The sequence below is a fragment of the Runella sp. SP2 genome, from assembly GCF_003711225.1.
Lineage (GTDB): Bacteria > Bacteroidota > Bacteroidia > Cytophagales > Spirosomataceae > Runella.
Map to the genome: position 1 here is coordinate 4,804,412 of NZ_CP031030.1, position 24,842 is coordinate 4,829,253.

At 45.4% G+C, this 24,842-nt stretch carries 27 protein-coding genes; 10 read left to right on the forward strand and 17 right to left on the reverse strand.

Annotation, left to right across the window (positions count from 1 at the left end):
* Window positions 1–22 precede the first annotated feature (22 nt).
* The 7 genes from DTQ70_RS19205 to DTQ70_RS19235 all read right to left on the reverse strand — a co-directional run bounded on the left by DTQ70_RS19205 (window position 23) and on the right by DTQ70_RS19235 (window position 6,941).
* On the reverse strand, window positions 23–1,105 hold the full coding sequence (locus DTQ70_RS19205) for an aminotransferase class I/II-fold pyridoxal phosphate-dependent enzyme (RefSeq protein ID WP_122932306.1): 1,083 nt from the start codon (window positions 1,103–1,105) through the stop codon (window positions 23–25).
* 18 nt (window positions 1,106–1,123) lie between these two features.
* The gene (locus tag DTQ70_RS19210) at window positions 1,124–2,134 is read right to left on the reverse strand and encodes a dipeptide epimerase (RefSeq protein ID WP_122932307.1); all 1,011 of its coding nucleotides are present in this window, start codon (window positions 2,132–2,134) and stop codon (window positions 1,124–1,126) included.
* A 57-nt stretch (window positions 2,135–2,191) separates the two neighbouring features.
* Entirely contained in the window at window positions 2,192–2,881 is a 690-nt protein-coding gene (locus tag DTQ70_RS19215; RefSeq protein WP_122932308.1) for a DUF6089 family protein, read from the reverse strand.
* A 54-nt stretch (window positions 2,882–2,935) separates the two neighbouring features.
* Complete coding sequence (locus tag DTQ70_RS19220) at window positions 2,936–3,934, reverse strand: DUF6089 family protein (RefSeq protein ID WP_164490116.1); 999 nt, start codon at window positions 3,932–3,934, stop codon at window positions 2,936–2,938.
* Window positions 3,935–4,021: 87 nt separating this feature from the next.
* Window positions 4,022–4,897: an NAD kinase gene (locus tag DTQ70_RS19225; protein WP_122932310.1), complete on the reverse strand. Its 876-nt coding sequence runs from the start codon at window positions 4,895–4,897 to the stop codon at window positions 4,022–4,024.
* Window positions 4,898–4,947: 50 nt separating this feature from the next.
* Window positions 4,948–5,616: a CBS domain-containing protein gene (locus tag DTQ70_RS19230; RefSeq protein WP_122932311.1), complete on the reverse strand. Its 669-nt coding sequence runs from the start codon at window positions 5,614–5,616 to the stop codon at window positions 4,948–4,950.
* A gap of 101 nt (window positions 5,617–5,717) precedes the next feature.
* Window positions 5,718–6,941 (reverse strand): OmpA family protein, encoded by a 1,224-nt coding sequence (locus DTQ70_RS19235; RefSeq protein WP_122932312.1) that lies wholly within the window; start codon window positions 6,939–6,941, stop codon window positions 5,718–5,720.
* Window positions 6,942–7,120: 179 nt separating this feature from the next.
* Between DTQ70_RS19235 and DTQ70_RS19240 the strand changes: the two genes are divergently transcribed.
* The 3 genes from DTQ70_RS19240 to DTQ70_RS19250 are packed head-to-tail and all read left to right on the forward strand — an operon-like array spanning window position 7,121 to window position 9,383.
* Window positions 7,121–7,378: an autorepressor SdpR family transcription factor gene (locus DTQ70_RS19240; RefSeq protein WP_028524127.1), complete on the forward strand. Its 258-nt coding sequence runs from the start codon at window positions 7,121–7,123 to the stop codon at window positions 7,376–7,378.
* Entirely contained in the window at window positions 7,375–8,019 is a 645-nt protein-coding gene (locus tag DTQ70_RS19245) for an SdpI family protein (protein ID WP_122932313.1), read from the forward strand. The genes DTQ70_RS19240 and DTQ70_RS19245 overlap by 4 nt, the downstream gene beginning before the upstream one ends.
* Window positions 8,016–9,383, forward strand: a complete 1,368-nt coding sequence (locus DTQ70_RS19250; protein WP_122932314.1) for a S9 family peptidase — start codon at window positions 8,016–8,018, stop codon at window positions 9,381–9,383. The genes DTQ70_RS19245 and DTQ70_RS19250 overlap by 4 nt, the downstream gene beginning before the upstream one ends.
* A gap of 64 nt (window positions 9,384–9,447) precedes the next feature.
* Here DTQ70_RS19250 and DTQ70_RS19255 read toward each other — a convergent pair whose 3' ends face one another.
* Both DTQ70_RS19255 and DTQ70_RS19260 read right to left on the reverse strand, forming a co-directional pair.
* Entirely contained in the window at window positions 9,448–10,074 is a 627-nt protein-coding gene (locus DTQ70_RS19255; RefSeq protein ID WP_122932315.1) for a LysE family translocator, read from the reverse strand.
* A gap of 31 nt (window positions 10,075–10,105) precedes the next feature.
* Entirely contained in the window at window positions 10,106–10,663 is a 558-nt protein-coding gene (locus tag DTQ70_RS19260) for an NUDIX hydrolase (RefSeq protein ID WP_122932316.1), read from the reverse strand.
* Window positions 10,664–10,833: 170 nt separating this feature from the next.
* On the opposite strand from DTQ70_RS19260, the gene DTQ70_RS19265 reads away from it, so the two are divergent.
* Window positions 10,834–11,763, forward strand: a complete 930-nt coding sequence (locus tag DTQ70_RS19265; protein ID WP_310588002.1) for a cation diffusion facilitator family transporter — start codon at window positions 10,834–10,836, stop codon at window positions 11,761–11,763.
* A 55-nt stretch (window positions 11,764–11,818) separates the two neighbouring features.
* Here DTQ70_RS19265 and DTQ70_RS19270 read toward each other — a convergent pair whose 3' ends face one another.
* The 7 genes from DTQ70_RS19270 to DTQ70_RS19300 all read right to left on the reverse strand — a co-directional run bounded on the left by DTQ70_RS19270 (window position 11,819) and on the right by DTQ70_RS19300 (window position 18,475).
* Window positions 11,819–13,135, reverse strand: coding sequence for an Nramp family divalent metal transporter (locus tag DTQ70_RS19270; protein WP_122932317.1), 1,317 nt, complete (start codon window positions 13,133–13,135; stop codon window positions 11,819–11,821).
* 12 nt (window positions 13,136–13,147) lie between these two features.
* The gene (locus DTQ70_RS19275; protein ID WP_122932318.1) at window positions 13,148–14,029 is read right to left on the reverse strand and encodes a tyrosine-type recombinase/integrase; all 882 of its coding nucleotides are present in this window, start codon (window positions 14,027–14,029) and stop codon (window positions 13,148–13,150) included.
* A gap of 3 nt (window positions 14,030–14,032) precedes the next feature.
* The gene (locus DTQ70_RS19280; protein WP_122932319.1) at window positions 14,033–14,722 is read right to left on the reverse strand and encodes a DUF1080 domain-containing protein; all 690 of its coding nucleotides are present in this window, start codon (window positions 14,720–14,722) and stop codon (window positions 14,033–14,035) included.
* Window positions 14,723–14,839: 117 nt separating this feature from the next.
* Window positions 14,840–15,457 carry a hypothetical protein gene (locus tag DTQ70_RS19285; RefSeq protein ID WP_122932320.1) on the reverse strand — a complete coding sequence of 206 codons (618 nt, stop codon included), beginning with the start codon at window positions 15,455–15,457 and terminating at the stop codon, window positions 14,840–14,842.
* A 3-nt stretch (window positions 15,458–15,460) separates the two neighbouring features.
* Window positions 15,461–16,579 carry a glycoside hydrolase family 130 protein gene (locus DTQ70_RS19290; RefSeq protein WP_122934481.1) on the reverse strand — a complete coding sequence of 373 codons (1,119 nt, stop codon included), beginning with the start codon at window positions 16,577–16,579 and terminating at the stop codon, window positions 15,461–15,463.
* 188 nt (window positions 16,580–16,767) lie between these two features.
* Window positions 16,768–17,676, reverse strand: coding sequence for an ROK family protein (locus tag DTQ70_RS19295; RefSeq protein WP_122932321.1), 909 nt, complete (start codon window positions 17,674–17,676; stop codon window positions 16,768–16,770).
* A gap of 88 nt (window positions 17,677–17,764) precedes the next feature.
* Window positions 17,765–18,475 carry an SDR family oxidoreductase gene (locus DTQ70_RS19300; RefSeq protein ID WP_122932322.1) on the reverse strand — a complete coding sequence of 237 codons (711 nt, stop codon included), beginning with the start codon at window positions 18,473–18,475 and terminating at the stop codon, window positions 17,765–17,767.
* A 133-nt stretch (window positions 18,476–18,608) separates the two neighbouring features.
* Between DTQ70_RS19300 and plsY the strand changes: the two genes are divergently transcribed.
* From plsY to DTQ70_RS19330, 6 genes are all read left to right on the forward strand, one after another.
* Window positions 18,609–19,253, forward strand: coding sequence for a glycerol-3-phosphate 1-O-acyltransferase PlsY (plsY, locus tag DTQ70_RS19305; RefSeq protein ID WP_122932323.1), 645 nt, complete (start codon window positions 18,609–18,611; stop codon window positions 19,251–19,253).
* Between the two features lie 87 nt (window positions 19,254–19,340).
* Window positions 19,341–19,961, forward strand: a complete 621-nt coding sequence (locus DTQ70_RS19310) for a rhomboid family intramembrane serine protease (protein WP_122932324.1) — start codon at window positions 19,341–19,343, stop codon at window positions 19,959–19,961.
* Between the two features lie 31 nt (window positions 19,962–19,992).
* Entirely contained in the window at window positions 19,993–21,597 is a 1,605-nt protein-coding gene (locus DTQ70_RS19315; RefSeq protein ID WP_122932325.1) for a M28 family peptidase, read from the forward strand.
* 156 nt (window positions 21,598–21,753) lie between these two features.
* Window positions 21,754–22,212, forward strand: a complete 459-nt coding sequence (locus DTQ70_RS19320) for a MaoC family dehydratase (protein WP_122932326.1) — start codon at window positions 21,754–21,756, stop codon at window positions 22,210–22,212.
* Window positions 22,213–22,232: 20 nt separating this feature from the next.
* A complete protein-coding gene (gene fabG / locus DTQ70_RS19325; RefSeq protein ID WP_122932327.1) occupies window positions 22,233–22,967 on the forward strand; it encodes a 3-oxoacyl-[acyl-carrier-protein] reductase in 735 nt (244 codons plus the stop codon).
* A gap of 86 nt (window positions 22,968–23,053) precedes the next feature.
* Complete coding sequence (locus DTQ70_RS19330) at window positions 23,054–24,208, forward strand: acyl-CoA dehydrogenase (RefSeq protein WP_122932328.1); 1,155 nt, start codon at window positions 23,054–23,056, stop codon at window positions 24,206–24,208.
* A gap of 46 nt (window positions 24,209–24,254) precedes the next feature.
* Here the strand turns inward: DTQ70_RS19330 and DTQ70_RS19335 are convergent, their stop codons facing one another.
* Window positions 24,255–24,839, reverse strand: coding sequence for a hypothetical protein (locus DTQ70_RS19335; protein WP_122932329.1), 585 nt, complete (start codon window positions 24,837–24,839; stop codon window positions 24,255–24,257).
* Window positions 24,840–24,842 lie beyond the last annotated feature (3 nt).

Consider the following 24,842-nt stretch of genomic DNA (forward strand, 5'->3'; position numbering starts at 1 on the left):
TCGCCCCGAAAGAGTGGAGAAATTAGCGTCTGGTCTCTGCAAACGCACGACAAGCTTCTACTAAAGTTTCAGTGTCTTCGTCGGTATGCCAAGCGCTCAACACAATGCGGGTGTTGGCCCTGTCGGTTGGCTTAGGATAGGCAAAACTATACACAAAAATACCCCGCTCAAGCAAAAATGGATACAAGTCGTCGTGGGGTGTGTAAAACACTGGAAATAAAGCGTTAGAAGCATTAAAAAGCCCCAAAGGAGCAAGTTGAGTAGCGCATTGATGAATGTTTTTAACCAAACGTTGGTATGCCTCGGCATACAGGTCAGTGGCGTGTAGATACGCGTACAGGTGATCAGGGGCAATGGGTGAGCAACCGCCAAAGTAAGCCGTCGAACGAATTTTTTGTAGGGTATTTTTATCCGAAAATACCACTCCGCCTGGGAGTCCCATCGCTTTGGCCAAAGACGCCGTAACAATGACCCGAACGTGGGGTAACGACGGAATTTGCCCCCAAATACCTTTTCCCTCTTCGCCAATCACTCCTAATCCGTGCGAATCATCAACAAGCAAGACCCATTCTCGGTCGTCGGGAAGGCGTGTTATCCAATCAAACGTGTATAATTTTCCGCGTAAAGCATCCACGGAATTAGTGACTAAGCATACTTTAGCTGTATCCTGAAAAGACGATGGTTTCACTAAGTTTTCCACCCACTCCTCAAAACTCTCCGCTGGAATCGACACTTGAGGCAAATGCCACACCGCAGGGTGGACATCGGGAGAATACACAAACTCGTATCCATCTAACATCAAATGTCGAATTGCCACTTGCCCTGCCAACATCCCAGACGACAACGTCAGCGCGGCCTCCGAACCTGTCCAAGCCGCTAATTTAGCCTCTGCTTGTTCATAGATACGCAACTGAAGGTTTCCGTTGCGCGAGCTCCCATACACACTTCCGTACGCGTGCAATCCTTCTTGGATTAAAGCTTGAAAAGCAGGATTTTGCGGCAAACCTAGGTACGCCGTACCGCTAAAATACAAGTACGTTTTTCCATCGAGCACAATCGTCCGATTAGGCAAGTGGGTAATTTGATGATAACTAGCAGAATTCAAAACAGGTCAACGTTGGTACTAATGCAATTGTGCACCTGTACCGTTTTCGGTGGCAAAAATAATTTTTCCAAAATCAAACTGAACTCCCGTTGCAGGGTCGTTGGCGATAAGCAACGTACCGTCCATGTCCACGTAATCGAGCATGGGAAGCAAGTGCGCAATCGCCGAAATACCCACGCTGCTTTCGTTCATGCAACCTACCATCGTTTTCAGGCCAAGGGTTTTGGCTTCGGCCAACATTCGGCGTGCGGGCGTAAGACCGCCGCATTTGGTCAATTTTACATTGATTCCGTGAAAATAGCCCGCACATTTGGCCACATCTGCTTCCACAATGCAACTTTCATCGGCAATGCAGGGCAGCGCACTTTCGGCATAGACTTGTTTCATTCCCGCCCAATCGTCGGCACGCAGGGGTTGTTCGATAAACTCAACACCTAATTTTTTTAATTCATAACTATACTCGATGGCTTGCGTCGCCGTCCAAGCGCAGTTTGCATCTACCCGAAACACCGAATCAGTATGGCTACGTAGGGTTCGGACAATATCCAAATCCTCGGTTGTACCCAGTTTAATTTTGTACAATGGCCAAGGAAATTCCTTCATTTTAGCCACCATTTTATCAATGTTATCAATCCCGATGGTGTAATCGGTAATCGGTATTGCATCAGCTGAAAGCCCCCACGCTTCGTAGAGTTTTTTCCCTTGTTTTTTTGCCCAAAGGTCGTTGGCAGCTTCGTCCAAAGCACATTGCGCAAAGGGCATATCGTGAAGGTATTGGTTGGTCAACTGCCAAAACTCCTCGGGAGATGTTAGGGTATCGTTTTCAATCAAACCTCTTATTTGCTCCAAACGGCCTATCATTCCGTCAATAGTAATACCGTAGTATTTATTGGAAGTAGCCTCTCCAAAGCCCCGAAAACTCCCTTCTCGAAGTTCTACAATGAGCGTAGGTTGCACATCGCGCGAATCGTGTGCGATGGTAAAGGTATGGCGAAGCCGTAAGTCGAAGCGATGAAAGTGTAACTGCATACGTCTAAAAACAAAAGAGGAGACAAAAGTACATCTTTTCTCTCCTCTTTGCGTTGCTTAATCCGTCGAAAATCCTGGCGGACAAATAATACTATAAAATGTATAACTCAGGGTAATTGACGTGTAGTAGTATTTATCGCGGGTAGTTGGATTGCCAAGTTGGAGTTTTTGACCCAATGGCACGTTATCTCCCAAATCGTCCAAGTAATCGGTAAAAAGAACCCTAGTACCAAACTCAAACTCTAAACTCCACGGTCGTTTGAACTCCCATTTTACTCCCGCCCCAAAAGGAATGTTCATTTGGGTTGTTTTGTAGTCGGCCGTTTTTGTGCGCGGTTTAAATTTATAAAAACCCAATCCACCCATGAGGTAGGGTGTCCAATTGACGTCTTTGCGGCGTTGTGAGTAATTAAGAAAGTTATACTCAAGTATCAAATCCCCTTCAGTTACCCTAGAACGAAACGACCCATTACGGGCCTGATTGAAAGGATCAGACGAGCGACTGTCTTTTGCCCCAATGATGCCCATATTTCCACCGAGTCGCAACGAAACTGCTGGCGACATATTGTAACGCACAAAAGCATGACCTCCAGGCAAATAGTTTTTAGGGTTAAAAAAGGGGGCGTACTCTCCCTTGTAATTAAACCCTCCTAGTCCAGCGCCTATGTTCCACCGCTGAGCTGCGGCCTGTAAAGAAAAGGCTCCCAAAAGGAAGCCGATAAAATAAGTGTGCAGTTTGCTATCCACGTATGATAAATTCTTGGTTTTTGCCCTTGTTAACTTTTAACGAAGTCCAATGAATTAACGAATTGGCGGGCATTTAATTTTAGTAGGTAACACATACGTTACGGTGATGCTAGAGAGCATGTAGGCATCTTTCCGAACAGGATTTGCTCTCGGATCTCCTTGTTGCCATCCACCTAAAGGACCATTTGCAAACGGATCGCTAGTTGGGTCATTGGGATTGACAATTCTGGCCACTGTTTCAGTACGATCACGTCCAGTACGTGCTGCAATTCGCTCAAGCGTACGGTTTGACATCGCTCGTGCCATGTCATTTTTAAGAATGTCAGGATTTGGATAAAAACCACTTGCATCATCCAAAAAATCTGACCCAGAAAAACGGAAGCCACCTTCTACCCCAACATTCCACTGGTCATTGATTTTCCAAGTAAAGCCCAATCCAAAAGGAATTGAATACGTTACCAACGAGTAAGGTTTCTCAAACCCTGGCTGTCCTTGGCCTTCCGTGCCTAGTGGTTGAAGGGCTATCCAGCGCTTGTTTTTAGGATACCTGTCGTAAGATGTTGAATCAGGAACCATTGCTTTCGGATTATGAGCAAGCAGCGCAACTCCAGCAAAAATGTAAGGGGTAAACTTTGCGCGACGATTTGGGCTACGTCCATCTCCCCAAAACTTGTAAATACCTACCAAACTAAATTCTTTGAGGTTGTTACGAAAGTGCAAGTTCCGAACATAAGAACCTGAAAACGGCGTACCTCCGCGGTTATAATACTCATCGTCACTAAAAATTTGTGCCCACGTAAACCCAAAACGAGCTGCCAAATGCGGTGTATAATGCTTCGTATAAGCGGCATTGATGTTCCAGCGCATGGTCTTAAACAAGGTATTCACTGGGCTTCGATAGGGTGCCAAATCACCTGCATAGCTAGACGTCCCCGCCCCAAAACTCACGGTAGAGTACTGCTCAAATGGCGTTCGACGACGACGTTGTGCTTCCGATTGGAGCGTCACAAACAGCGTAAACAACACGATTCCGACAATTATCTTATAATTCATTCGCTTTACTGGATTGATGCGTGACTTTGTGTTCAACGCAAAAATGAATCTTTTTATTGAATATCCCCGCAAAAATCGCGCCTAAGATTAATTACGGGCATCTAACCCCCAATGTAGTTTTGTACGTAGGGTTTGTACAAAGTTATCTTGTTTAAATTTAACCAAACGTGCTTTAAAAACCGATTTCTTTAACGTCAGTGACACCGCTACATCTACAATGCGAAAACGGGAATCTAACGAAACAAGAAAGTTGTTACTACGACTTTCCACCCGAAAACTTAGCTGACTTCCATCAGGAATAATCATAGGCCTGACATTGAGGTTATGGGGACTAATCGGGGTGATGACAAAAACTTCATTGGTTGGTAAGACGACAGGCCCACCGCAGCTCAATGAATAACCTGTTGACCCCGTAGGAGTTGACACAATAAGCCCATCTGCCCAATACGAATTTAAAAACTCTCCGTCTAAATACGCATGAATCGTAATCATCGACGAAGTATCGGTTTTTGTGATGGTAAAATCGTTCAGTGCAAAATTGTAGTCTTCAAACAAATCATTGTCTGAATTGAGGCTAACTAAGGTTCGTTCTTCTAGCTGGTATTGACCATCAAACAGCGCGCTAAGCTGAGCAGGAATACATTCTGGCGAGACGGTGGCTAAGAAACCCAAGCGCCCCGTGTTTATCCCTAAAATTGGTATCTGACGCGAACGAGATTGCATAACCGACTCCAACAGTGTACCATCGCCGCCAATGCTAAAAATAAAATCAGCATCGGGCGCCCCGTGCGGATGCGGGTACGTTTTTGGCGTATGTGGCTCTATTCCAGCTTGAAGAAGATGGGTATAGAAGGAAGCAGAAATAGAAAAATCTACCCCTTTGTCTCGAAGAATATCAAATAAAGCCTGTACATAAGGCTGAGTTTCTGTGGTAAAACTACGTCCGTGGATGGCGATTTTCATCGGTATCGCTTCTCTAATAAGTAAGGACGCAAAGGTAGAACTTTCTACGATTAGGTTTCTAAATAACGTAACAATAAATCAAGGCGATGACGGTCAGGGTTTTCCACGGGTGCATTACCAAAGACGTTCTCTACCGTGTAGCCAAAGCGTTCTAGGGTGGCTACTACGGCCGACACTTCTGTACGATTTAGCTTCAAAGTCAGCGTGGCTTCATCAAGTGCGCCGTACTCGGCTCCCGAAAAAAAGCTGCTAATAATTTTTGTGCTGTTGGATTCGACCAATCGGCTAATTTCGGTCAATGAATAATCTCGGTTGGCCATTTTGAGCACAATCACCGCCCCTTTTTCTTGGACTCCAAGCAAATTGGCAAACTTAGAAATCATGTCACTTACCAAAATTGTACCTGCATACAAATTGTCTTCGTCCAGTACTGGAACCGTGTCCAATTGGTAGTGGTTAGCAATTCCCATTACTTCAAAAATGTGTTGAAATGATGTTGCATGAACTGGGTTTGGCGGAAGGTTTAAGTCCGAAAGCTGCTTTTCGTCGTCAGGTAAACTCAATAATGTGTCCTCACTGAGCAAGCCTTTATATTCTTCCTCTTCCACCAAGGCCAACTGACGTAGGCCATACTCGTCCATTAAGTCAACCGCCTGCCCCACCGAATCGTACGGTCGTAAAACGGGGGTCGTAGAGTTAATAAGTTCTTCAGCGAGCATGTTGATGTGTATTTTTTGGAAAACTTAGAAAAGTTATTTAAAGTTTCCAAAAATATTCTGTGAATTTATTACAAACAGTACCAGTAAGCCCCAATTGTCGCTTAAAGTTTCTCTACGATAAACTCAACCCTACGGTTGCGACGGCGCTCTGCTTCGGATGTTCCTTTGGAAACGGGGCGGGTAGAACCCAAGCCTTTTGCTCCCACCCGCGCGGAGTCAATGCCTTTGGCTACCAAATACTTTTTCACGGCGTTGGCACGGTTTTGCGATAATTCTACATTTTTATCAAAATCACCCAAATTGTCGGTATGACCTTCTACTCGGATTTCCATGTTGGTATTTTCGCGCATGAGTTGAACGAGACGGTCGAGTTCAGAGGAAGAGGCGGGTAATAAATCAAACTTACCCGTATCAAAATAAATATTGTTGAGCGTGATGCTTTCTCCTACTGCCACGGGATTGAGGACAATTTCGTTGGCTACTTCCTCTCCTGCCTTGGCTTGGGTCAAATCAAACGCACCACTAGCAGGAAAATATCCTTTGGCCGCGGCTACGTATGCGTATTTATTACCCGCATCCAAGCTAATTTTAAATTTCCCCGACGACGCCGACAACTGCATCGAGTCCAGTCCATTGTCTTCACTCGGTACGACGTAGCTGATTTTTGCGGCAATCGGTTTTTTCGTTTTAGCATCTATCACCGTTCCCCGCAATGTCACCACTTTGGCTACGGGCGCTTCTGGTTTGCTCTCAATGGGCGGCACGGGCGTTGGTGTATTGGCAATAACAGGCGGTTCTTCTTTTTTAGGTTCAGGCTTGGGTTTGGGCGGTACTCTTCTCGGGTTACGAATGTGTACACCAAAGTAATTCCAATACCGCTTTCTTCCGTAATCTTTTCCCTCAAACATATCAAATACCTCTACTCCTGGATCAAGCCTTTCGTAATATACCGAAAATTTCACCACGTCGCCTGGGTAAACCGTGCGGGTTTCGGGAGCAACAGGGATACCTACCGCTTTGATAAATTTGTATTTCTTCGCTGTATTTTTGGGTTCGTACAAACGAGTTTTAGGATCCACCTCAATGGTATTTTGATCTAAATTTCCTTGACGGTCACCGAAAAAATCGCGAAGAGTGGGATTGCGTTGCGCAAACTCAAACCTAAAATGCAATATCGTATAGTCATCGGTCAGCTCCACTTTGGTAAGTGCCACTTCGGGCTGCGACTGTTCTTCAACGTAGGGGCTTAACGTGGTAATTTTCTGAGCCATCGCCCCAAATGAAACCCATAAAAATAAAAGTAATGCGTAGCGTAGTCGTTTCATGGTCTTAGCAAAGATTCTTTTTACTCGCCCGAATAACGTCTCTGAAAAAAGATTAGTGCTATTTGTTTGTTAAAAATCGTTAATTCTCCGCCATTCAACTCCACTTTTTGACCATTTCTACCAATGTATATTTTTAAATGGAAAAGTATTTAGATAATTGTCTAATTATTTAATCAACTATGAATACCCTTTTCCGTGCTCTTAACGACCCCACTCGACGGCAAATTCTAGAAATCTTGCGGGAAGGCGACCTTACTGCGGGAGAAATTGCCGAACGGTTTGACATGACCAAACCGAGCATTTCTCATCACTTAGATTTGCTCAAGCAAGCCGAACTCGTCAGTGCCGACAAACGAGGCCAATTTATCTATTACACCCTCAATACTACCGTTTTAGACGAATTACTGTCCTGGATTTTTACCCTTAAAAACCAATGAAAAAGATCTTAGAATACCTCACCTGGGTCGCTATTGTGCTTCCCCTTGTTTATCTATTTTTGGTGTGGAATCAACTGCCCGACATCGTCCCAACGCACTTTGGCCCAAGTGGTAAACCCGATGCCTACGGGCCTAAATGGACGCTTATGATATTAAGCGCCGTTTCCGTTGGCGTATATTTTTTGTTGCGGTACGTTCCACAGCTCGACCCTCGTCTCAACCAAGCTAGTTTATCAGAACATTATCCCAAATTAGTGCTGCTGATTGTAGCCTTTCTAGCGTTGGTGCATTGCTTGGTTATTCGCGCCTCCCTCTCGGAAATGGCAGGCGAGAGCTTTACGACGATTTTGCTGGTCGGGGTATTTTTACTGTTTGCAGGGATTGGGAATTATTTTAACAACATTAAATCGAACTACTTTGTAGGCTTCCGTACTCCTTGGACGCTCGAAAGCGAAAGTGTCTGGCGCAAAACCCACCAATTTGCTGCCAAATTGTACTTCGGAATGGGGCTATTAGGCGCTTTTGTGGTCATTTGGCTACCCGAATTGTGGAGGCTTTTTTGGACGCTAGGGTTAATTTTTGGCTCAACAATCTGGATTGTGGCGTATTCATACCGTGTATATCAACAAGAAAAAAAATGAAAAAGTGGATAAAAGTACTCTTGTGCTTAGGAATTGGACACACGAGTTTTTCGCAAACGTGGTACGAGGGTACTATTTCAACGCTCAAATTTGGGCTCAAAATAACTACTACTTCCCAAACCGTCCAGGTTTTTATTCCTGAGCAGGGAATGTTTGAGCAGCCCTTAAAAAACACTGTATTTCAGGGAGATAGTTTGCGAGGTGAGCTAAAAAATGTCAATGTTTTGCTCAGCGGCAAAATGGATTCTTTATCGTTTGAAGGTCAGTGGAAACAAAATGGTTTTCCTACCCCGTTGCATCTAAAACGGGTAGCAGAATTATCGTTTTTTAAACGCCCCCAAATGCCTAAAGCGCCTTTTCCGTACCGCGATGAAAAGGTCAAATTTACGAACCATGACGGTTCGATTACTTTTGGCGGAACGCTCACCTTGCCCGAAGGAAAAGGCCCGTTCAAAACAGTGGTGCTTATTTCGGGTTCTGGCCAGCAAGACCGCGATGAAAGCCTTTTTGGGCACAAGCCTTTCTGGGTCATCGCCGACCATCTAACCCGACAAGGCATCGCCGTGTTGCGCGTTGACGACCGAGGAGTTGGCGAAACGACGGGTTCAGTAGGAACTTCCGCCGAGTACGCCCAAGACGTTTTGGACGCCATTCGTTACCTCAAAACGCGAAAAGAAGTTAACCCAAAAAAAATAGGTTTAATCGGCCACAGCGAAGGCGGTGTCATTGCACCTCTTGCAGCGATACAATCAAAAGACGTGGCGTTTATTGTTTCCTTGGCGGGCTTGGGAATCAGTGGAAAAGAACTACTTCTCCGCCAGAGCGACGATATTTTGAAACAAATGGGTAGCAATGAAACCTACCGAAATCAAGTGCGTAGTCTCAACGAAGTCATCTACTCAACGGTCGCTCGGTTACCGCTGGAGGGCGACATCAAAGATAGCCTTCAAGCCACCTTTGACCAATGGGTGAAAACCCAACCCGAGCGTGTGTTGGGGCAATTGGGGTACAGAACTGAACAAGGTCGCAAGGGTTTTCTGAAACAAATCGACGCCATGAACTCGTCTTGGTATCGGTATTTTATCAAATATGACCCGCAGCCTGTTTTGTCAAAAATCACGATTCCTGTCCTTGCCCTCAACGGTAGTAAGGACGTTCAGGTGGCTTCTCAACCCAATTTAGAGGGTTTTAAAAGCGGTTTGACGGCTGCTGGCAATAAACAATTTGAGACGGTTGAACTGCCTGGACTGAACCATTTGTTCCAAAAATGTAGTAAGTGCACCTCCGCCGAATACGGTCTTTTGGAAGAAACATTTTCCGTAGAAGCCCTTGAATTGATTGGTAATTGGCTGAAGAAGAGATAAAATTACACCTTCCCGAAAGTTCTTTACCTTCCCGAAAGTTCAAAACTTTCGGGAAGGTGTAATTTTATTTCAAAAACTGCTCCCAAAGAAGTTTTCCCGCTACGCCCAAAAATACCACGCCTGTAATGACGTTGACGTACTTCATGCGCTTAACCGTGATAAACTGACGAAGGCGCTGGGCATAAACCGCCAAGGCAGTCTGGGTGCCAAACACCCCTACGAGGCTCATGCTGAAGAAAATAATCATTTCGGCCAAATCATACCGACCTTTGGTGCGAAGGTACGTAGCAATAGCCGCCCACGACATAAAATTGACGGGGTTGAGGGCATTGAGGGCCACGCCTTTTAAAAACAACTTCACCATCGAACGCTTGCTACGTGGTTCGTCTTCTTGTTCTTCCGACGCAATGGTCGGGACGCGAAAGAAGTTTTTAACCCCCAAAACCACCAAAAAAATAATTCCAATGGCCCCTACCCATTTGTCAAAGTGCTCAATTTGGGGTAAAAAAGACGTTCCAAAAATGGCCGTAAAGCAAAAAAAAGCATCGCTCGCTACCACACCCAAAACGATTTGAATTCCGCTTTGATAGCCGCGCTCAACGCTGGTTTGAATCAATGAAAAAAAGACAGTTCCAAAAGTAAGACAGAGTAAAACCCCCGTAATGAGGCCGTAAAGTGCAGCAATAAGCATTCGTTTTTAGTTGTTGTTGAATATCATTTTCTTAAATCCCTCGCAGTCGGGCTATTTTTAATAAGCCCATGACGCTGAGTGAATCCGTAATTTCGGAGCGCATCACCATTTCAATGGCGTCGGTCAGCAATAGTTTCCGAACGTGCAGTTGTTCGGTGTCTTCTGGCTCAGCTTGGGCTTGGGTAAGTTCTTCGGCGATGTACAAAAAACCCTCCTCGTCACCCACAGAATTGGAAAGGTGAACGCGCGCAATTTTTGTCCATTTGGCCGCAATCAACCCCGTTTCTTCTAGCAATTCTCGTTTGGCTCCTTCAATAGGATCTTCGTCCATCGGGCCACCCCCTTCAGGAATTTCCCACGAGTATTCGTTCAACGGATAGCGATATTGCCCTACCAAGTAAGTGTACCCCTCGCTGTCGATAGGAATCACGCCAATGGCTTTATTTTTGTAATGAACTACCCCATAAATCCCCGTCCCTCCGCTGGGATTTATGACATCTTCGTGACGCACTTGAATCCATTTATTATCGTAAACCACTTGGCTTTTAAGGGTTTTCCAAGGGTTAATGTTTTCGTTTGGTAAAGACATACGGTTGATCGATTATCAAATTTTAATGGTCGAATAAGTCTTGTTCAGGATAATTGTTTTCCCCGAAACTCATACCTTTGCGGCCAATTACTTTTAAAAAAGTCGTGCAAGTTAGCCAAAAATCTAAATTTCGGTGGATTATCGTCTCCCTTGTGTTGAGCATAATCCTGATGAGTATCAAGTTCGCTGCCTATTATTTGACCCACTCCAACGCCATTCTTAGCGACGCTCTTGAGTCCATCATCAATGTCATTGCTAGTGCCTTTGCGTTCTATAGCATTTACCTTTCTTCTCAGCCCAAAGATCATGACCACCCCTACGGACACGGTAAAATTGAATTTTTTTCATCGGGTTTTGAAGGAGCACTTATCATCATAGCTGGGGTCTGGATTGCCGTAGAAGCCATCCAGCATCTACTTCATCCTCAACCCGTTGAGCACCTCGACTGGGGCGTTCTGCTTATTCTGTTGACCGTTGTCATCAACGGAGCGTTGGGTTATTATTTACAAAAAGTAGGTAAAACGACCCGCTCGGAAGCCCTCGTTGCCGACGGAAAACACCTTGTTACTGACAGCTTGAGTAGCGTTTTGATTTTGGTGGGATTAGGTTTGTTAATGCTTACCAAAATTCAATGGATAGACAGTGCGGCATCGTTGGTATTGTCTCTGGTAATTTTTTACAACGGATTTAAGCTCATCCGTACCTCCGTAGGTGCTTTGATGGACGAAACCGACCCCGAGTTGTTTGAACACGCCGTGGATATTCTGCGCAACTACAAACAGGACTATTGGATAGATGTGCACAACATGCGGATTCAAAAATACGGCTCAGACCTCCACATCGACTGTCATTTGACGCTCCCCTATTATTGGGATTTGCAACAAGTGCATAAGGCGGTTCATGAATTTGAGGACGCACTCGAAGCCAATTACGTTGGCAACGTGGAGCTTTTTATCCATGCCGACCCTTGCCTCCCCGACTGCTGCAAGTACTGCCGTCTCGAAGGCTGCCCCGTGCGAAGCAAAGCTTTCAAAAAGGACATTGATTGGAGCATTCACAACTTGTCGAAAAATCAAAAGCACTTCGTAGAAGCCGATTGACTGCAGGGCCAACTGGAGGAAAAAGAACAGCAAGAACTCGAAGAAGTACTTTGACCTATTTTACCACTTGCCAAACTCCGTAAAAACTCACCATTAAAATCGACACGACGCTTAACCAAAAGAAGAAGTTGTAGGTAGGTGTGGGTGAAAGAGACGCGGGCAACTCTCGGTAGCGAAACACCAACGCCGCCCAAAGCACCAATAGCAGCAAAATAGACGTCGCAATGCCGCCCAAAAGAATCATCGTGACGGGCATCTGAATCAATAAAAAAAGCACGCACCAAATGATGGGGAAAGCCCATGAAAGCATTCCTATCACGCGTTTGCGCGAGGCTTCGTCGTCAAATTTGACCCAACCTAATTGCCCAAACGCATCGCCAAAAATGCGTGACCAACTGGCCGTCGCGGTAAAAAGGGTAGAATAAAGCACAAAAAAAGCGCCAATCAAGAAAATCACTTTGGCCCATTCACCCAGCGTTTGGGTAAAAAGCTTTGAAAGGGTTTCGACCATGGCGTAGCCTTCGGGCACCTCGCCGTGTTGGTGCAGCAATGCCGCTCCCAACAAATAAAAAGCGGCCGTTACAAGGGTATAAACCACCATCGAACACACGGCATCCAAGTACATCACTTTTATCCAACCTTTGGCGCGGTCGGCCCATTCGGGCGTGCCGTCGTTGGGGCCTGCGTAGGCCGCGTAGCCTTTTTCGATGCACCAATAATTGTAAAACATGATTTCGTCGCCCCCGACGCCCGTGATTCCGAAAGCGCCAATCGCCACGCCCGTCACCGCAGGAGGAAGCGAGAATGATAAGCCGCTGCTGAGTTGCTCCCAGCTAATGGCATAAGGGGTAAATTGCAGTAAAACGAGGGAAATCAATACCGTGATGGTGAAAAGAATAATCATAATCAAAGCCCCTTGCTCGACGGGTTTATAAAAACCACGATAGACCAAAACAGCCGTAACTAATGCCGCAATCGCGGCCCAAAGGTTTGTTCCTAAAAACGGAAACGCCATGTTGAGTACAATGGCAACGCCGCCCACAATCCCACCGACTTGCAGCAGTTTTAAGCCTTGCAGCGACAACCACAGCCAAATACTCCAATGCGCTTTTCCCCACTTTTTACCATCGAGGCGGTTGAGTGACTGCATGGTAGGGACGCCCGTATAAATCGCATTTTTTCCAAACTCCAATTGCAAGGTTACTTTAACTAAACAACTCACCAACACCACCCAAAAAGTCACAAAACCCGCTTTGGCCCCCAACGCCGTCGTCGCAATCAGCTCGCCCGACCCCACAATGGCTGCCGAAAGAATAAAACCAGGGCCAAGGTAACGAAAACGCTGAAAGAGGGTTTGGGGAGGCGCAAGCATAGCAACGGGGGTTTATGCCTTGGGATGGGCTTGTTTGTAGATTTTTTTGAGTTTTTCAATCGAATTGTGGGTATAAACCTGCGTCGCCGCCAAGCTACTGTGTCCCAGCAAATCTTTGATAGAATTAAGGTCGGCACCGTTATTGAGCAGGTGCGTCGCAAAGGTGTGGCGCAGTACGTGAGGGCTACGCTTTTGGAGCGACGTCACCGCCGACAAGTATTTTTTCACAATACGCTGAATCAGGACGGGATAAGCGGGTTCGCCTTTGTTAGTCAAAATCAGGCTTTGCTCAGGAGGGTTCGGAAACTGCTCGTTTCTAAACTGCTGGTATTGCTTAATCATCTCCACCAAGCCTTTATAAATCGGCACCACGCGCTCTTTACTGCGTTTACCAAAGACCCGCAACGTTTGGTCATAAACATTCACGTCACCATCACGGAGGGTAATCAACTCGGCCAAACGCATTCCTGTGCCGTACAACAACTCCAAGACCAATCGGTCGCGCGTGCCTTCAAAATCAAGCGGAAACGTAATCTCGTCAAAAAGCAACTGCAGACTTTTTTCTTCAACAAATTGCGGCAATGGCTTGTCGGTTTTGAGCGACGACACCCGCAGCATGGGATTAATCGTAATGGCTTTACAACGCAACAGATACCCATAAAACGACCGCAGCGTGGCCAATTTTCGGTTCACGCTGCGGTGGTGTAATTCGGCTTCCACCATGCTTACTGCCCACCCTCGAATCATTCGAAAATCGGCCTTGGCCAAATCTTGCAGTTGGTAGGTTTTCTCCAAAAACTCCTTAAACTGCTCCAAGTCTTTGGCATACGCGGTGAGGGTATGCTGGCTCAAGCGTTTTTCGTAGGTGAGGTGTTGTAAGAAGGTTTCTATCATTTTTTAGAGTTTTCTAATGCGCATATTTTTGTACCAAACTTCATCCCCGTGGTCTTGGAGCGCGATTTTACCTTTGGCGTGCGGGGTCGCATACGCCCATTTCGTAAATTTACTTTTGGCCAACTGCGCCTTCCACGCATCGCCACCGTACTCGTATTCAACCACTTTTACGCCATTGACCCAATGTTCGATGTGATTGCCGTTGATCACAATTTTAGCTTTATTCCACTGACCCGCAGGTTTTGCTACCCACTTACTTGGGGCTTGCATGTCGTAATTCGCGCCTGTTTTTTGTTTATCGTTGATTTTCACCATTTTACCGTTATCGTTAAATGGCGGATACCCTTCATCATCAATCACTTGAAACTCAGGCCCTGAGTAATAAGGTGGATGTTTGGGATCTTCAATGACTTTGTACATCACACCGCTGTTCATCTTCGCTGGAATTTTAAATTCAAACTCTAGCTCAAAACTTTCAAATTCTTCATCGGTGACCAAATCACCCGATTTTCCGTGGGTCATCAACGAACCGTCCATGACCATCCAGCCCGTCACTCCTTGTTTCCCGTAGGTATGCCACCCTTTGGTGGTTTTTCCATCAAACAAATTTTTCCAAGGGCCAGGCTTCGTCGCCTGCGCAGTGATCCCAACAATCACGAGCGAGAGGAATAATACAATACGACTCTTTTTCATCTTTTGTATAAATTGGTTTTAATTTTCTACAAATGTTTCGCCTCTCCGAGGCTGTTTTTAAAAAAAATGCGTTTAACCTGCAAGAGATAGTAAATAACGTAAATCTTTTGCTGACTCCTATACTTCCCCATAACGAAACCACGGAATCCAATGACTTACCCGCTCTTGGGGAACACCTTCAAAGAACTTGTTGGTGGCCATTCCCATCCAAAAGCGGGGGTCGAACAAAAGCCTTTCGCCACTTTTTAATTTCATTTCCCAATACCTAATATCGAGGCGTGAATCGGTTGCATGAATGATTATTTTTTCGATTTCATGTACCGAAAAAACACGCTCTCCATCTGCTTCCCCCACGCCCATCATTTTATGGATAGGGTCGAAGGTCACGGGGCGGTTTTTGGTCAATATCCGATAATGATAATTCGGGTAAATAAATAACGCAGCTGCGCCAAATAACAGTGAAGCTATAAATCCCACCGCTAACATTGTTTCAGCATTATTGGTACGTGGAAAATTGCGCAGAAACATCCAGGCCAACACAAGCCCCATAAAAATAAAAACTCCACCCATGATTGTATCAAAACTTCTCCAATACTGTTTATCCGAGATGTCGTAGGTTTTTATCTGTCCCACCAGCTCATAGTCTTTTTCTACGGCCGCAATCAGCTTTTTACTACCATACACCAACCAGCCAAACAGTCCAAAAATGAAGGCAAAAATCCAGAAAACGAACATAGCTTATTTCTGTTTGCTCACAGCCACCCCGATTTTTGAGTCGGCCGTGCCGTAATATAAAAACCATTTCCCTCTAAACGACGCCAACCCTTCGACAAAACATACTTGGTTGATTTGCCCCGTAATTTCGTACGGTTTGTCGGGTTTTAAAAAATAATTTTCCGAACGGTCTTTCAACTGCGTTGGGTTTTCGGGGTCAAACAAAAACTGTCCTGCGGCGTAGGTACCTTCGGGCAAATTGCCGTCTCCCGTTTGATTATAATTCATCCCGTTGTAAATCAAGACAATGCCGTCTTTGGTTAAAAAAGCAGGCGGTCCTGACTCCAATAAACGTGAATCGTGTTTGCCGTTGCGGGTTGTGGCCACGGCCACGCAATTGACATCTGAGACGTCCAACGGTTTGTAATCGGCTTGAGTAGGCCGAGTAGCAGGGTACCAATTTAACAAGTCGTCGGAGGTAGCCACGTACAAACGCGCTTGGTCGCCCCAATACATCCAATACCTACCGTTGATTTTGGTCGCAATGAATTTATCGCCTACCTTTCGACACACAATCGCCCCTGATTTTGACCAAAAGTCTCGGGTTGATTTGATAAAATTTCCAAAAGCTAATCCATGTTTTTGCCAATGAATTAAATCAGCAGATGACGCCACGCACAAACGCGCCAAATTACCATCGTACGAGGTATAAGTCATCACATAACGCCCATCTTCGGTTTCGACAATGCGCGGGTCTTCGCAGCCGCCTTCCCATTCGTACTTTTTCATAAAATCGTTGTCAGGATAAAAGACAGGTTCGGGCATTCGTTTGAAGTGAATACCATCGGCACTAACGGCCAACCCCAAACGCGACGTACCCGCATATTTACCGACTTTATCTTCAGCCCGATACACCATATACACTTTGCCATTGCGCACCACCGTCGCGGGGTTAAAAACGTCCTTTTCTTCCCAGTTAACCACCTCGTTTCGCACAGGACATTTAAAAGTCGTACCAGCTTTGGCTTCCAAAATAGGATTGGCGGCATCCGCTTTTTGGAAAGGACCAATCATCCACGGTTGTGTTTTTTGGGCAAATGACAACGAGCTTGTTAAGCCCAAAATAAGCACTAGTTGTTTCATGGTTTTACGTATCGAATTTTCGTGCATCAGGTTGCTCACCGTTGTGCATCAGGTTGCTCACAACCTGATATTTCCACAAATACAGTTTGCAAACATTTTTACCCTATTAAAAAACAAAAAACCCGTAGAAGAAGCCAGCACTTTGACTTTTCTACGGGATTTGAAGAAGTATAAAAAACGTACTTTACTTAGTCGAAGCAAAGAGACGCCGCGCCCAAAAGGCCCGCATCGTTGCCCAACGTAGCACGTTTAATCGTAAGATCTTTCAAATAGTACGGCGTCAACCAGTAGTTGAGGCGGCGCTCCACGGCAGGGAGGATGTACTCAAACGAAGCCGACAAGCCACCACCAATCAAGATTAATTTAATGTCCAAAATACGAATCATGGCTACCAAGCCATCGCCCAACATTTCGCCTACTTCGTTCCAGATATTGAGCGCCAATTCGTCGCCTTCTGCGGCGGCAGCCACCAAACCTGTGGTTGAAATAGATCCATCACCTGGCAATTGAGTTACGCTTGTGTAGCGGCTACGCATGTCGTTGGCAAGATCTAGCAATTCTTTTTTACCAATGTTCCGCTCCAACACTTTCCCGTTTCGCGATGGAATGTGCCCAGGCTCCATGGCGTTGCCATCGCCACCCACAAATACCTTACGGTTGATGATAGCTGCTCCCCCTACGCCTGTTCCAAGCGTAATGAAAATATAGTTTTCGTCGATTTTTTCTTCGGCAAAATAAAACTCTCCGAGTGCTGCGGCATTGGCGTCATTTTCTAAGAAAAACTGTACCCCCTCAAAGCGTCCTTCGAGGTACTCTACCAACGGAACATTGTCTATTTCGGGGATAGCCGTAATCTCAAGAGGGACAGTCCGCTTACGGTTAATCATCCCAGGGAGACCTATACCTACTTTTTTAATGTTGGGGTATTCGTGCAATTGAATCGCAATGGCGTCACCTAAATGTTTTTCGAAGTGTCCCATTTCTCGCCAACTTGCCGTATCGTGGCTGTAGAAATTAGAAATTCGACCCGTTTCGGTGTCAACAACGCCCATTTTAACGTTGGTGCCACCAACGTCTATACCCAAGTATTGTTCCATCAGTGCGTGTAAATCGTTATTCAGTGAATGATAATGAAAAGGAGACTAAGTGCGCAAGTTACCAATTTTCGACCCAAAATTCCTAAAATCATCCAATATCTCCTAATTGTGGGCGTATCAAAATCTCTTCTACCACCGCTCCAGGAGTTAGGTTATAGGCCGACCAAATGGATTCAGCCACGTCTCTTGCTTGAATAAAGCGTTCTTTGGGCAATTCTACTCCTTCCCAACTTGCTGTTAGGGTAGCCCCTGGCAAAATCGCCGTTACTTTAAGCCCGTGCGGCTTGAGTTCTTCCCGCAAAACTTTGGTCATGCCGTAGAGCGCAAACTTTGAAATACAATACGACCCGCCGTTGGTATAGGCGGTGATACTTGCCGTAGAACAGAGATTAAAAATATGCCCTTTTTTAGCCGAAATCATCTTTTCAATCACCCCACGTGTCAGGTAATAGGCACTGTACAAGTTGGTATCAATCATGCTTTCAAGCGTACCTTCGGGTTCGTTGTGAATTTGCCCAGGGGCAAACAAGCCCGTGTTGTTAACCAAAACCGCAATGGGCCGCTCTAAACTATGAATATATGCCACAAATGCCTCTACTTCAGACTTTATGGCCATATCGGTCGTTTTATAAAATAGTTGCTGTTGGGGAAACTTGGTTTGAAGTTCGTGTTGGAGTTCAATTAAATCGGCTTCACGGCGCGCACAAGTAGCGATGTCAAATCCTGCTTCCATAAAACGTTCGATGGTCGCTTTTCCGATTCCTTTTGTTCCTCCACTGACAATTACAATAGGGGTCATCTTAAAAAAATGTTATTTTCGTTAAACAAAGGTTAAGATAAAGTTTTACTTTTGTTGGCTTTTTTAGAATAAAAAGCAATATTTAGCTCATAAATACGATTTTGATTCAACTTAAAAAACTTACACTTCTTTCATGAATTTCTGGCACGTGTGTTCGGCCTTTGTGACGGCTTACCTGTTGGGATCTATTCCCTCTGCCATTTGGTACGGTGAAGCGTATTTTGGGATTGATGTTCGGAAATTTGGTAGTGGAAATGCGGGTGCGACCAACACATTTCGCGTGTTGGGAAAACGCGCAGGAACCATTGTTCTTTTGATTGATGTCTTAAAGGGTTGGACAGCCACAATGCTCGCCAACATTCTTTTTTTCTTAGAGGTAATCGACGGTACCCAAATTCTAACATTCAAACTTTTACTCGGTGTAATGGCAGTTTTAGGCCATTTATACCCCGTTTTCACGCGTTTCAAAGGCGGAAAAGGGGTTGCGACTTCGTTGGGAATGGTGCTTGCGATTGATCCGCAAGTTGCTTCCGTTTGTATTGCCATATTTGTATTAGTCTTATTGGCCTCCAACTACGTTTCTTTGAGCAGCATTGTCGCCGCTTTTGCCTTCCCCATGATGTTGGTCTTGGGGGTTTTTGGGCAAGCCAGTACTCTTTTAATCGTTTTTGGGTTTCTTTTGTTTGCGATTGTGGTCTTAACCCACCAAAAAAACATCGTTCGCCTCTTCAACGGCAGTGAAAGTAGGGTCTATCTGTGGCGACGTCGCAATAAATAACGAAACATTGGCGGTTTACGGTAGTTCCATTATGTTTGTGTTGTAATGTTATCAATTTCAACACCTTTTTGAACTACCCTCGCTGTAATGTCGCTTACTATCGTCATCATTCTTGTTTCTGTTGGTCTGAGCTGGTACGCTTGGCAAAATCCCTCGTTGCTCGACAAATGGGTTTTTAATCCCGTTCGTGTTTCTAAATACAACGAATATTATCGCTTTCTTACTTCGGGCTTTATCCATGCCGACGTCGGGCACCTCATTTTCAACATGTTCAGTCTTTACTTTTTTGGGGAAGCCATGGAGATGTTTTTGGGGGGGTATTTTGGCAGCAACGGCACTATTTATTACCTCCTTCTCTTTTTGGCGGGAATCGTGGTGTCAGATATTCCCACATTTTTGAAGCACCGCAACAACAGTAATTACAATTCCCTTGGCGCTTCGGGCGGCGTATCGGCGCTTTTGTTTGCGTTTATTCTATTGGCACCACTCCAAAAAGTGTGTCTCTATTTCGCGATTTGCGTGCCAGGTTTCATTTTTGGGGGCATTTACATGGCTTATTCGTTTTATGAATCTCGCCAAAATCGTGGTCGTATCAACCACGACGCCCACTTGTACGGTGCGCTTTTCGGCATTGTATTTATGGCCTTCCTTCTGCCCGAATCTATCCCTAATTTTATCAGCCAAATCGCCTCTTGGAGATTATGGTAGTTGATATTTTTCATTCATCCAAACCAAAACCATGAACAAACTTTTTTTGAAAGCAGTACCGCTATTGGCGCTGTGCTTCACGCAAGCAATTGCCCAAGACGCCTCTACCCAGTTTGCCCAAACAATCACGGCCCAAGACCTAGAGCGCCATTTGCGCGTCATTGCGCACGATAGCCTCGAAGGGCGCGATACGGGCTCGCCAGGGCAAAAAAAAGCGGCCAATTACGTCGCTAATTTCTTCAAATCCGTCGGACTACAACCGATTGTTCCCGCCGTCGATGGCTCAAAATCATACTTTCAACCTTACGCACTTTACCAAAAAAGCTGGGGCGAAGTATATTTGGCCACCGAAAAAGAGCGCTACGAACTCCAAGATGATTTTTACCTGAACGGCATCATTAATGTGCTTTCGGAAGAAAAAGTCCCCGTTGTTTTTGCGGGCTACGGCATCGAATCCGATAAGTACAACGATTACACCAACCTAGATGTAAAGGGCAAAGCCGTGCTAATTTGGGAAGGCGAGCCGAAGGACAGCAAAGGCAACTTTTTGCTTTCGGGCGACGATAAAGCCACCAAATGGAGCAACGACAACATGGCTTGGCAACGCAAAGCTAACCTCGCCAGCAGCAAGGGTGCCAAATACGTGTTGATTGTTTCGGAACTCACTGGTGACGATTTTACCAAAGAACTTAACCGTCGAATGTTGATGAGTCAACGCTTCAACCGCCTTTCGATGAAGCCTTATAACGAAACGCCTAGCAGCTACGCTACCTTTACCATTTCTAAGAAAATGGCGCTTGATTTATTGGGAGTCAAAGAGAAAAAATGGTCAAAAATTCAACAGGGAATTACGAAAACGGGCAAACCACCCGTCAACGCTATTTCCGAAAAAACCATTCGTCTCAAAGCTGAACGCAAAGACAACATTATAATGACTGAGAACGTCCTTGGGTTCTTGGAAGGCACCGACAAGAAAGACGAAGTTATCGTCATCTCAGCGCATTTAGACCATATTGGCATTTCTTCTGACGGACAAATTAACAACGGCGCCGACGATGATGGCTCTGGTACGGTGTCTATTCTTGAGTTGGCCGAGGCGTTTTCTAAAGCCAAAGCCGCAGGAAATGGCCCTCGCCGTAGCATTTTGTTTATGACCGTAACGGGCGAAGAAAAAGGGCTTTGGGGCTCCGAATATTACACTTCCAACCCCGTCATTCCGTTGGCAAATACCGTTTGTGACCTCAACATCGACATGATTGGCCGCGTGGACGTTGCTCACAAGAATGACCCCAAATACGTGTATCTGATTGGTTCTGACAAACTTTCGTCGGAGCTTCACGCCATTAGCGAAGCCGCCAACGAAAAATACACCAACTACAAGCTAGATTACACCTACAACAACCCCACCGACCCCAATCGTTTTTATTATCGCTCTGATCATTACAACTTTGCCAAAAACAAAGTACCCGTTATTTTCTATTTTACAGGGGTTCACGAAGACTACCACCGCCCTGGCGATGACGTCGAAAAAATTATGTTTGACAAGCAGACAAAAATTGTTCAGCTTGTCTTTCATACTGCGTGGGAATTGGCCAATCGGGACGAACGTATCAAAGTCGATAGCAACAAGCCCTAGTGAGAAGGGTTGCTCACAACCTCATGTGTGACGAGGGTTGCTCACAACCCGACCTATACTCAAAAGCACTGATGACGTCGTAGATGTCTCCTAGCATCGACATGACAAAAAAACTCCTAAACAGGAAACCAAAAACCCTAAACCGAAAACCAATAAATGCTCATTTTTGAAAACCTCGCCGCATTTCGGGCCCACGTAGGTCAAGAAATTGGCACAAGCGAATGGGTGACAATCACCCAAGAAATGGTCAACGATTTTGCCAAAGCCACTGGTGACCACCAATGGATTCACGTAGATACCGACATGGCTGCCAAGTACTCTCCGTTCAAAACAACCATTGCCCACGGTTTTTTGACGCTCTCCTTGGCGCCTAAGTTTATGTATGAATTGTACCAAGTAAAATCAGCAAAAATGGGGCTCAATTACGGCACCAATAAAGTTCGGTTTACGTCGCCCGTACCCACAGGCAGCCGCGTACGAATGCACGCCACCCTCAAAGAAGTTGAAGACCAAGAACCCAACGGCGTAAAGTCAACCATGACGCTTGTCTTTGAAATAGAAGGACATCCCAAACCTGCCTGTGTGGCCGAGATGATAAGTTTAGCTTTTGAATAGTCCTAAAACCTTTTTTAACCATGCGTTTACAAGATAAAGTTGCCATCATTACGGGAGGTGCCCGTGGAATCGGGAAAGCCACTGCCGAAATTTTTACGCGCGAAGGTGCCAAAGTGATAATCTGGGATATGCTCGACGCGGGCGAACAAACCGCCCAAGAGCTCCGCGATAAAGGCTTTTCTGCTGAATTTACCAAAATCAGCGTCACCGACGTGCCTGCCATCGAAGCCGCCGCCCGCGATATTTACGAACGCTACGGACAAATTGATATTTTGGTCAACAACGCAGGCATTACCCGCGACAAATCGTTGCTCAAAATGTCGTACCAAGAATGGGCACAAGTCATTGACATTAACCTCAACGGGGTCTTCAATTGTACCAAAACCATTGTCCCGTACATGGTAGAGAAAAAATATGGCCGAATCATTTGTACTTCTTCCGTGGTGGGTCAAACGGGAAATTTTGGTCAAACCAACTACGTAGCCACCAAATCGGCCATCATCGGAATGGTGAAAACGTGGGCCAAAGAACTCGGCAAGTACAACATTACCGCCAATGCCGTAGCGCCTGGTTTCATCAAAACCGAAATGACCGATTTGATTCCAGAAGAAGTCCGTAACCAAACCGTAGCGGGCATCCCTGTAAAACGGATGGGACTTCCTGAAGACATCGCCAATGCGTACCTGTATTTGGCCTCCGAAGAAGCGGGTTACGTCAATGGACACACCCTGAGTGTCAATGGTGGAGTTGCCTAAAAGTATGCTTGCATACTATTTTTCAAAATTGTACATTTGAGCCAAAGTCAAAACAAACTCTTACACTTCACAAACAGTAAAGCACGATGGTATTAGAAGGACTCAACTTCAACTTAACCGAAGAGCATTTAGCCGTAAAGGAAGCAGCCCGCGATTTTGCTCAAAACGAGCTCCTACCAGGAGTCATCGAACGCGACAATGAACAAAAATTTGACCCAAAACTCCTCAAACGCATGGGCGAATTGGGCTTTTTGGGAATGATGGTTTCGCCCGAATACGGCGGAGGTGGAATGGATACGGTTTCGTACGTGTTGGCGATGGAAGAACTGTCGAAAGTGGACGCGTCGGCCTCGGTGATGGTGTCGGTCAACAATTCGTTGGTTTGCTATGGTTTAGAAGCCTACGGTACCGAAGAACAAAAACGAAAATACCTTACGCCACTTGCATCGGGGGAAATCATTGGGGCGTTTTGTCTTTCTGAGCCCGAAGCAGGTTCGGATGCAACCTCTCAACATACCACGGCCGAAGACAAAGGTGACTATTATCTTCTCAACGGTACCAAAAACTGGATTACCAATGGAAACATTTCATCAGTATGCCTAGTAATGGCCCAAACCCATCCCGAACTCAAACACAAGGGCATCAACTGCCTGATTGTCGAAAAAGGCTGGGACGGATTTGTAGTGGGTAAAAAAGAAGACAAGATGGGAATCCGTGCGTCGGATACGCATTCGTTGATGTTTACCGACGTGAACGTTCCCAAAGAAAATCGCATTGGCAACGATGGTTTTGGATTTAAGTTTGCCATGAGTACCCTCAACGGTGGCCGCATCGGAATAGCCGCCCAAGCCCTCGGTATTGCCGCAGGAGCGTTGGAACTATCACTCAAATACGCCAATGAACGCAAAGCCTTCGGAAAAGCTATTTTCGAGCACCAAGCCATTCAGTTTAAATTGGCAGAAATGGCCACAAAAATCGAAGCAGCACGCTTATTGGTATATAAAGCCGCCCGCCTCAAAGACGAACACAAAGACTATGTACAAGCTGCGGCCATGGCCAAGCTCTTTGCGTCGGAAGTAGCGATGTGGGCTGCCACCGAAGCTGTACAGATTCACGGCGGTTATGGCTACGTGAAAGAATTCCACGTAGAGCGATTAATGCGCGACGCAAAAATAACTCAGATATACGAAGGTACCTCAGAAATACAAAAATTGGTGATAGCCCGAGAATTGCAAAAATAAGAGGAGCGGGGTTTCCCACTCCTCTTATTTTTATTGGCATGTTATGTCAATTGGAATAAATAGGTTTCCCTATATAGACCTGAATTGGATGCATAACCAAATAGGGTTCTATCAAATCTGTTTGATAGGAAGCCCCTCTCAATGTACTATCGTACTGAATGTCGCCATTAAACCAGTGAATATGCCAAAACCCTTCAAGAGTTTTAACCTGTGGTTTGAAACGTTCTTTGCATTTAGAATAGACTTTATAATAAACTGGTAATAAGAAGGAAATACTTTCTACCGGTTTTCCCTCCCTCAATTGAGGCTTCCATAAACTATCTGATGACTTTACCATTTCTTTTAAAAAATTGGAGATGAGCTTAGGAGCTGTCACTGTACAGTCAGTGTTAAATACTTTCCCTGTAGCATCTACTTTGAACTTAACATAACAAATAGACTCTAAACAGAGCGTATCAAGGTGGTCAGCTTTTTCCAATAACTCAAGCCTTCGTTTCGCAACATAAGCAGAAAAATATTCGGTAGGGTTATTTTTCTCTCCTATGAATACAGGCATTCTATCTTGACAAATAGCATTAATACCTAATACAAAGAATATCAATGCATAAACATAAGTACTTTTTCTTTTCATCGT

What these genes read in the sequence shown, in the direction of transcription:
- DTQ70_RS19275 (WP_122932318.1), bottom strand. Translation starts at nt 14,029, where the DNA reads ATGATAGAAACCTTCTTACAACACCTCACCTACGAAAAACGCTTGAGC.
- DTQ70_RS19315 (WP_122932325.1), top strand. Translation starts at nt 19,993, where the DNA reads ATGAACAAACTTTTTTTGAAAGCAGTACCGCTATTGGCGCTGTGCTTC.
- DTQ70_RS19235 (WP_122932312.1), bottom strand. Translation starts at nt 6,941, where the DNA reads ATGAAACGACTACGCTACGCATTACTTTTATTTTTATGGGTTTCATTT.
- DTQ70_RS19250 (WP_122932314.1), top strand. Translation starts at nt 8,016, where the DNA reads ATGAAAAAGTGGATAAAAGTACTCTTGTGCTTAGGAATTGGACACACG.
- DTQ70_RS19210 (WP_122932307.1), bottom strand. Translation starts at nt 2,134, where the DNA reads ATGCAGTTACACTTTCATCGCTTCGACTTACGGCTTCGCCATACCTTT.
- DTQ70_RS19230 (WP_122932311.1), bottom strand. Translation starts at nt 5,616, where the DNA reads ATGCTCGCTGAAGAACTTATTAACTCTACGACCCCCGTTTTACGACCG.
- DTQ70_RS19320 (WP_122932326.1), top strand. Translation starts at nt 21,754, where the DNA reads ATGCTCATTTTTGAAAACCTCGCCGCATTTCGGGCCCACGTAGGTCAA.
- fabG (WP_122932327.1), top strand. Translation starts at nt 22,233, where the DNA reads ATGCGTTTACAAGATAAAGTTGCCATCATTACGGGAGGTGCCCGTGGA.
- DTQ70_RS19270 (WP_122932317.1), bottom strand. Translation starts at nt 13,135, where the DNA reads ATGCTTGCGCCTCCCCAAACCCTCTTTCAGCGTTTTCGTTACCTTGGC.
- DTQ70_RS19290 (WP_122934481.1), bottom strand. Translation starts at nt 16,579, where the DNA reads ATGAAACAACTAGTGCTTATTTTGGGCTTAACAAGCTCGTTGTCATTT.
- DTQ70_RS19225 (WP_122932310.1), bottom strand. Translation starts at nt 4,897, where the DNA reads ATGAAAATCGCCATCCACGGACGTAGTTTTACCACAGAAACTCAGCCT.
- DTQ70_RS19335 (WP_122932329.1), bottom strand. Translation starts at nt 24,839, where the DNA reads ATGAAAAGAAAAAGTACTTATGTTTATGCATTGATATTCTTTGTATTA.
- DTQ70_RS19300 (WP_122932322.1), bottom strand. Translation starts at nt 18,475, where the DNA reads ATGACCCCTATTGTAATTGTCAGTGGAGGAACAAAAGGAATCGGAAAA.
- DTQ70_RS19310 (WP_122932324.1), top strand. Translation starts at nt 19,341, where the DNA reads ATGTCGCTTACTATCGTCATCATTCTTGTTTCTGTTGGTCTGAGCTGG.
- plsY (WP_122932323.1), top strand. Translation starts at nt 18,609, where the DNA reads ATGAATTTCTGGCACGTGTGTTCGGCCTTTGTGACGGCTTACCTGTTG.
- DTQ70_RS19240 (WP_028524127.1), top strand. Translation starts at nt 7,121, where the DNA reads ATGAATACCCTTTTCCGTGCTCTTAACGACCCCACTCGACGGCAAATT.
- DTQ70_RS19265 (WP_310588002.1), top strand. Translation starts at nt 10,834, where the DNA reads ATGAGTATCAAGTTCGCTGCCTATTATTTGACCCACTCCAACGCCATT.
- DTQ70_RS19295 (WP_122932321.1), bottom strand. Translation starts at nt 17,676, where the DNA reads ATGGAACAATACTTGGGTATAGACGTTGGTGGCACCAACGTTAAAATG.
- DTQ70_RS19255 (WP_122932315.1), bottom strand. Translation starts at nt 10,074, where the DNA reads ATGCTTATTGCTGCACTTTACGGCCTCATTACGGGGGTTTTACTCTGT.
- DTQ70_RS19245 (WP_122932313.1), top strand. Translation starts at nt 7,375, where the DNA reads ATGAAAAAGATCTTAGAATACCTCACCTGGGTCGCTATTGTGCTTCCC.
- DTQ70_RS19280 (WP_122932319.1), bottom strand. Translation starts at nt 14,722, where the DNA reads ATGAAAAAGAGTCGTATTGTATTATTCCTCTCGCTCGTGATTGTTGGG.
- DTQ70_RS19260 (WP_122932316.1), bottom strand. Translation starts at nt 10,663, where the DNA reads ATGTCTTTACCAAACGAAAACATTAACCCTTGGAAAACCCTTAAAAGC.
- DTQ70_RS19330 (WP_122932328.1), top strand. Translation starts at nt 23,054, where the DNA reads ATGGTATTAGAAGGACTCAACTTCAACTTAACCGAAGAGCATTTAGCC.
- DTQ70_RS19285 (WP_122932320.1), bottom strand. Translation starts at nt 15,457, where the DNA reads ATGTTCGTTTTCTGGATTTTTGCCTTCATTTTTGGACTGTTTGGCTGG.
- DTQ70_RS19220 (WP_164490116.1), bottom strand. Translation starts at nt 3,934, where the DNA reads ATGAATTATAAGATAATTGTCGGAATCGTGTTGTTTACGCTGTTTGTG.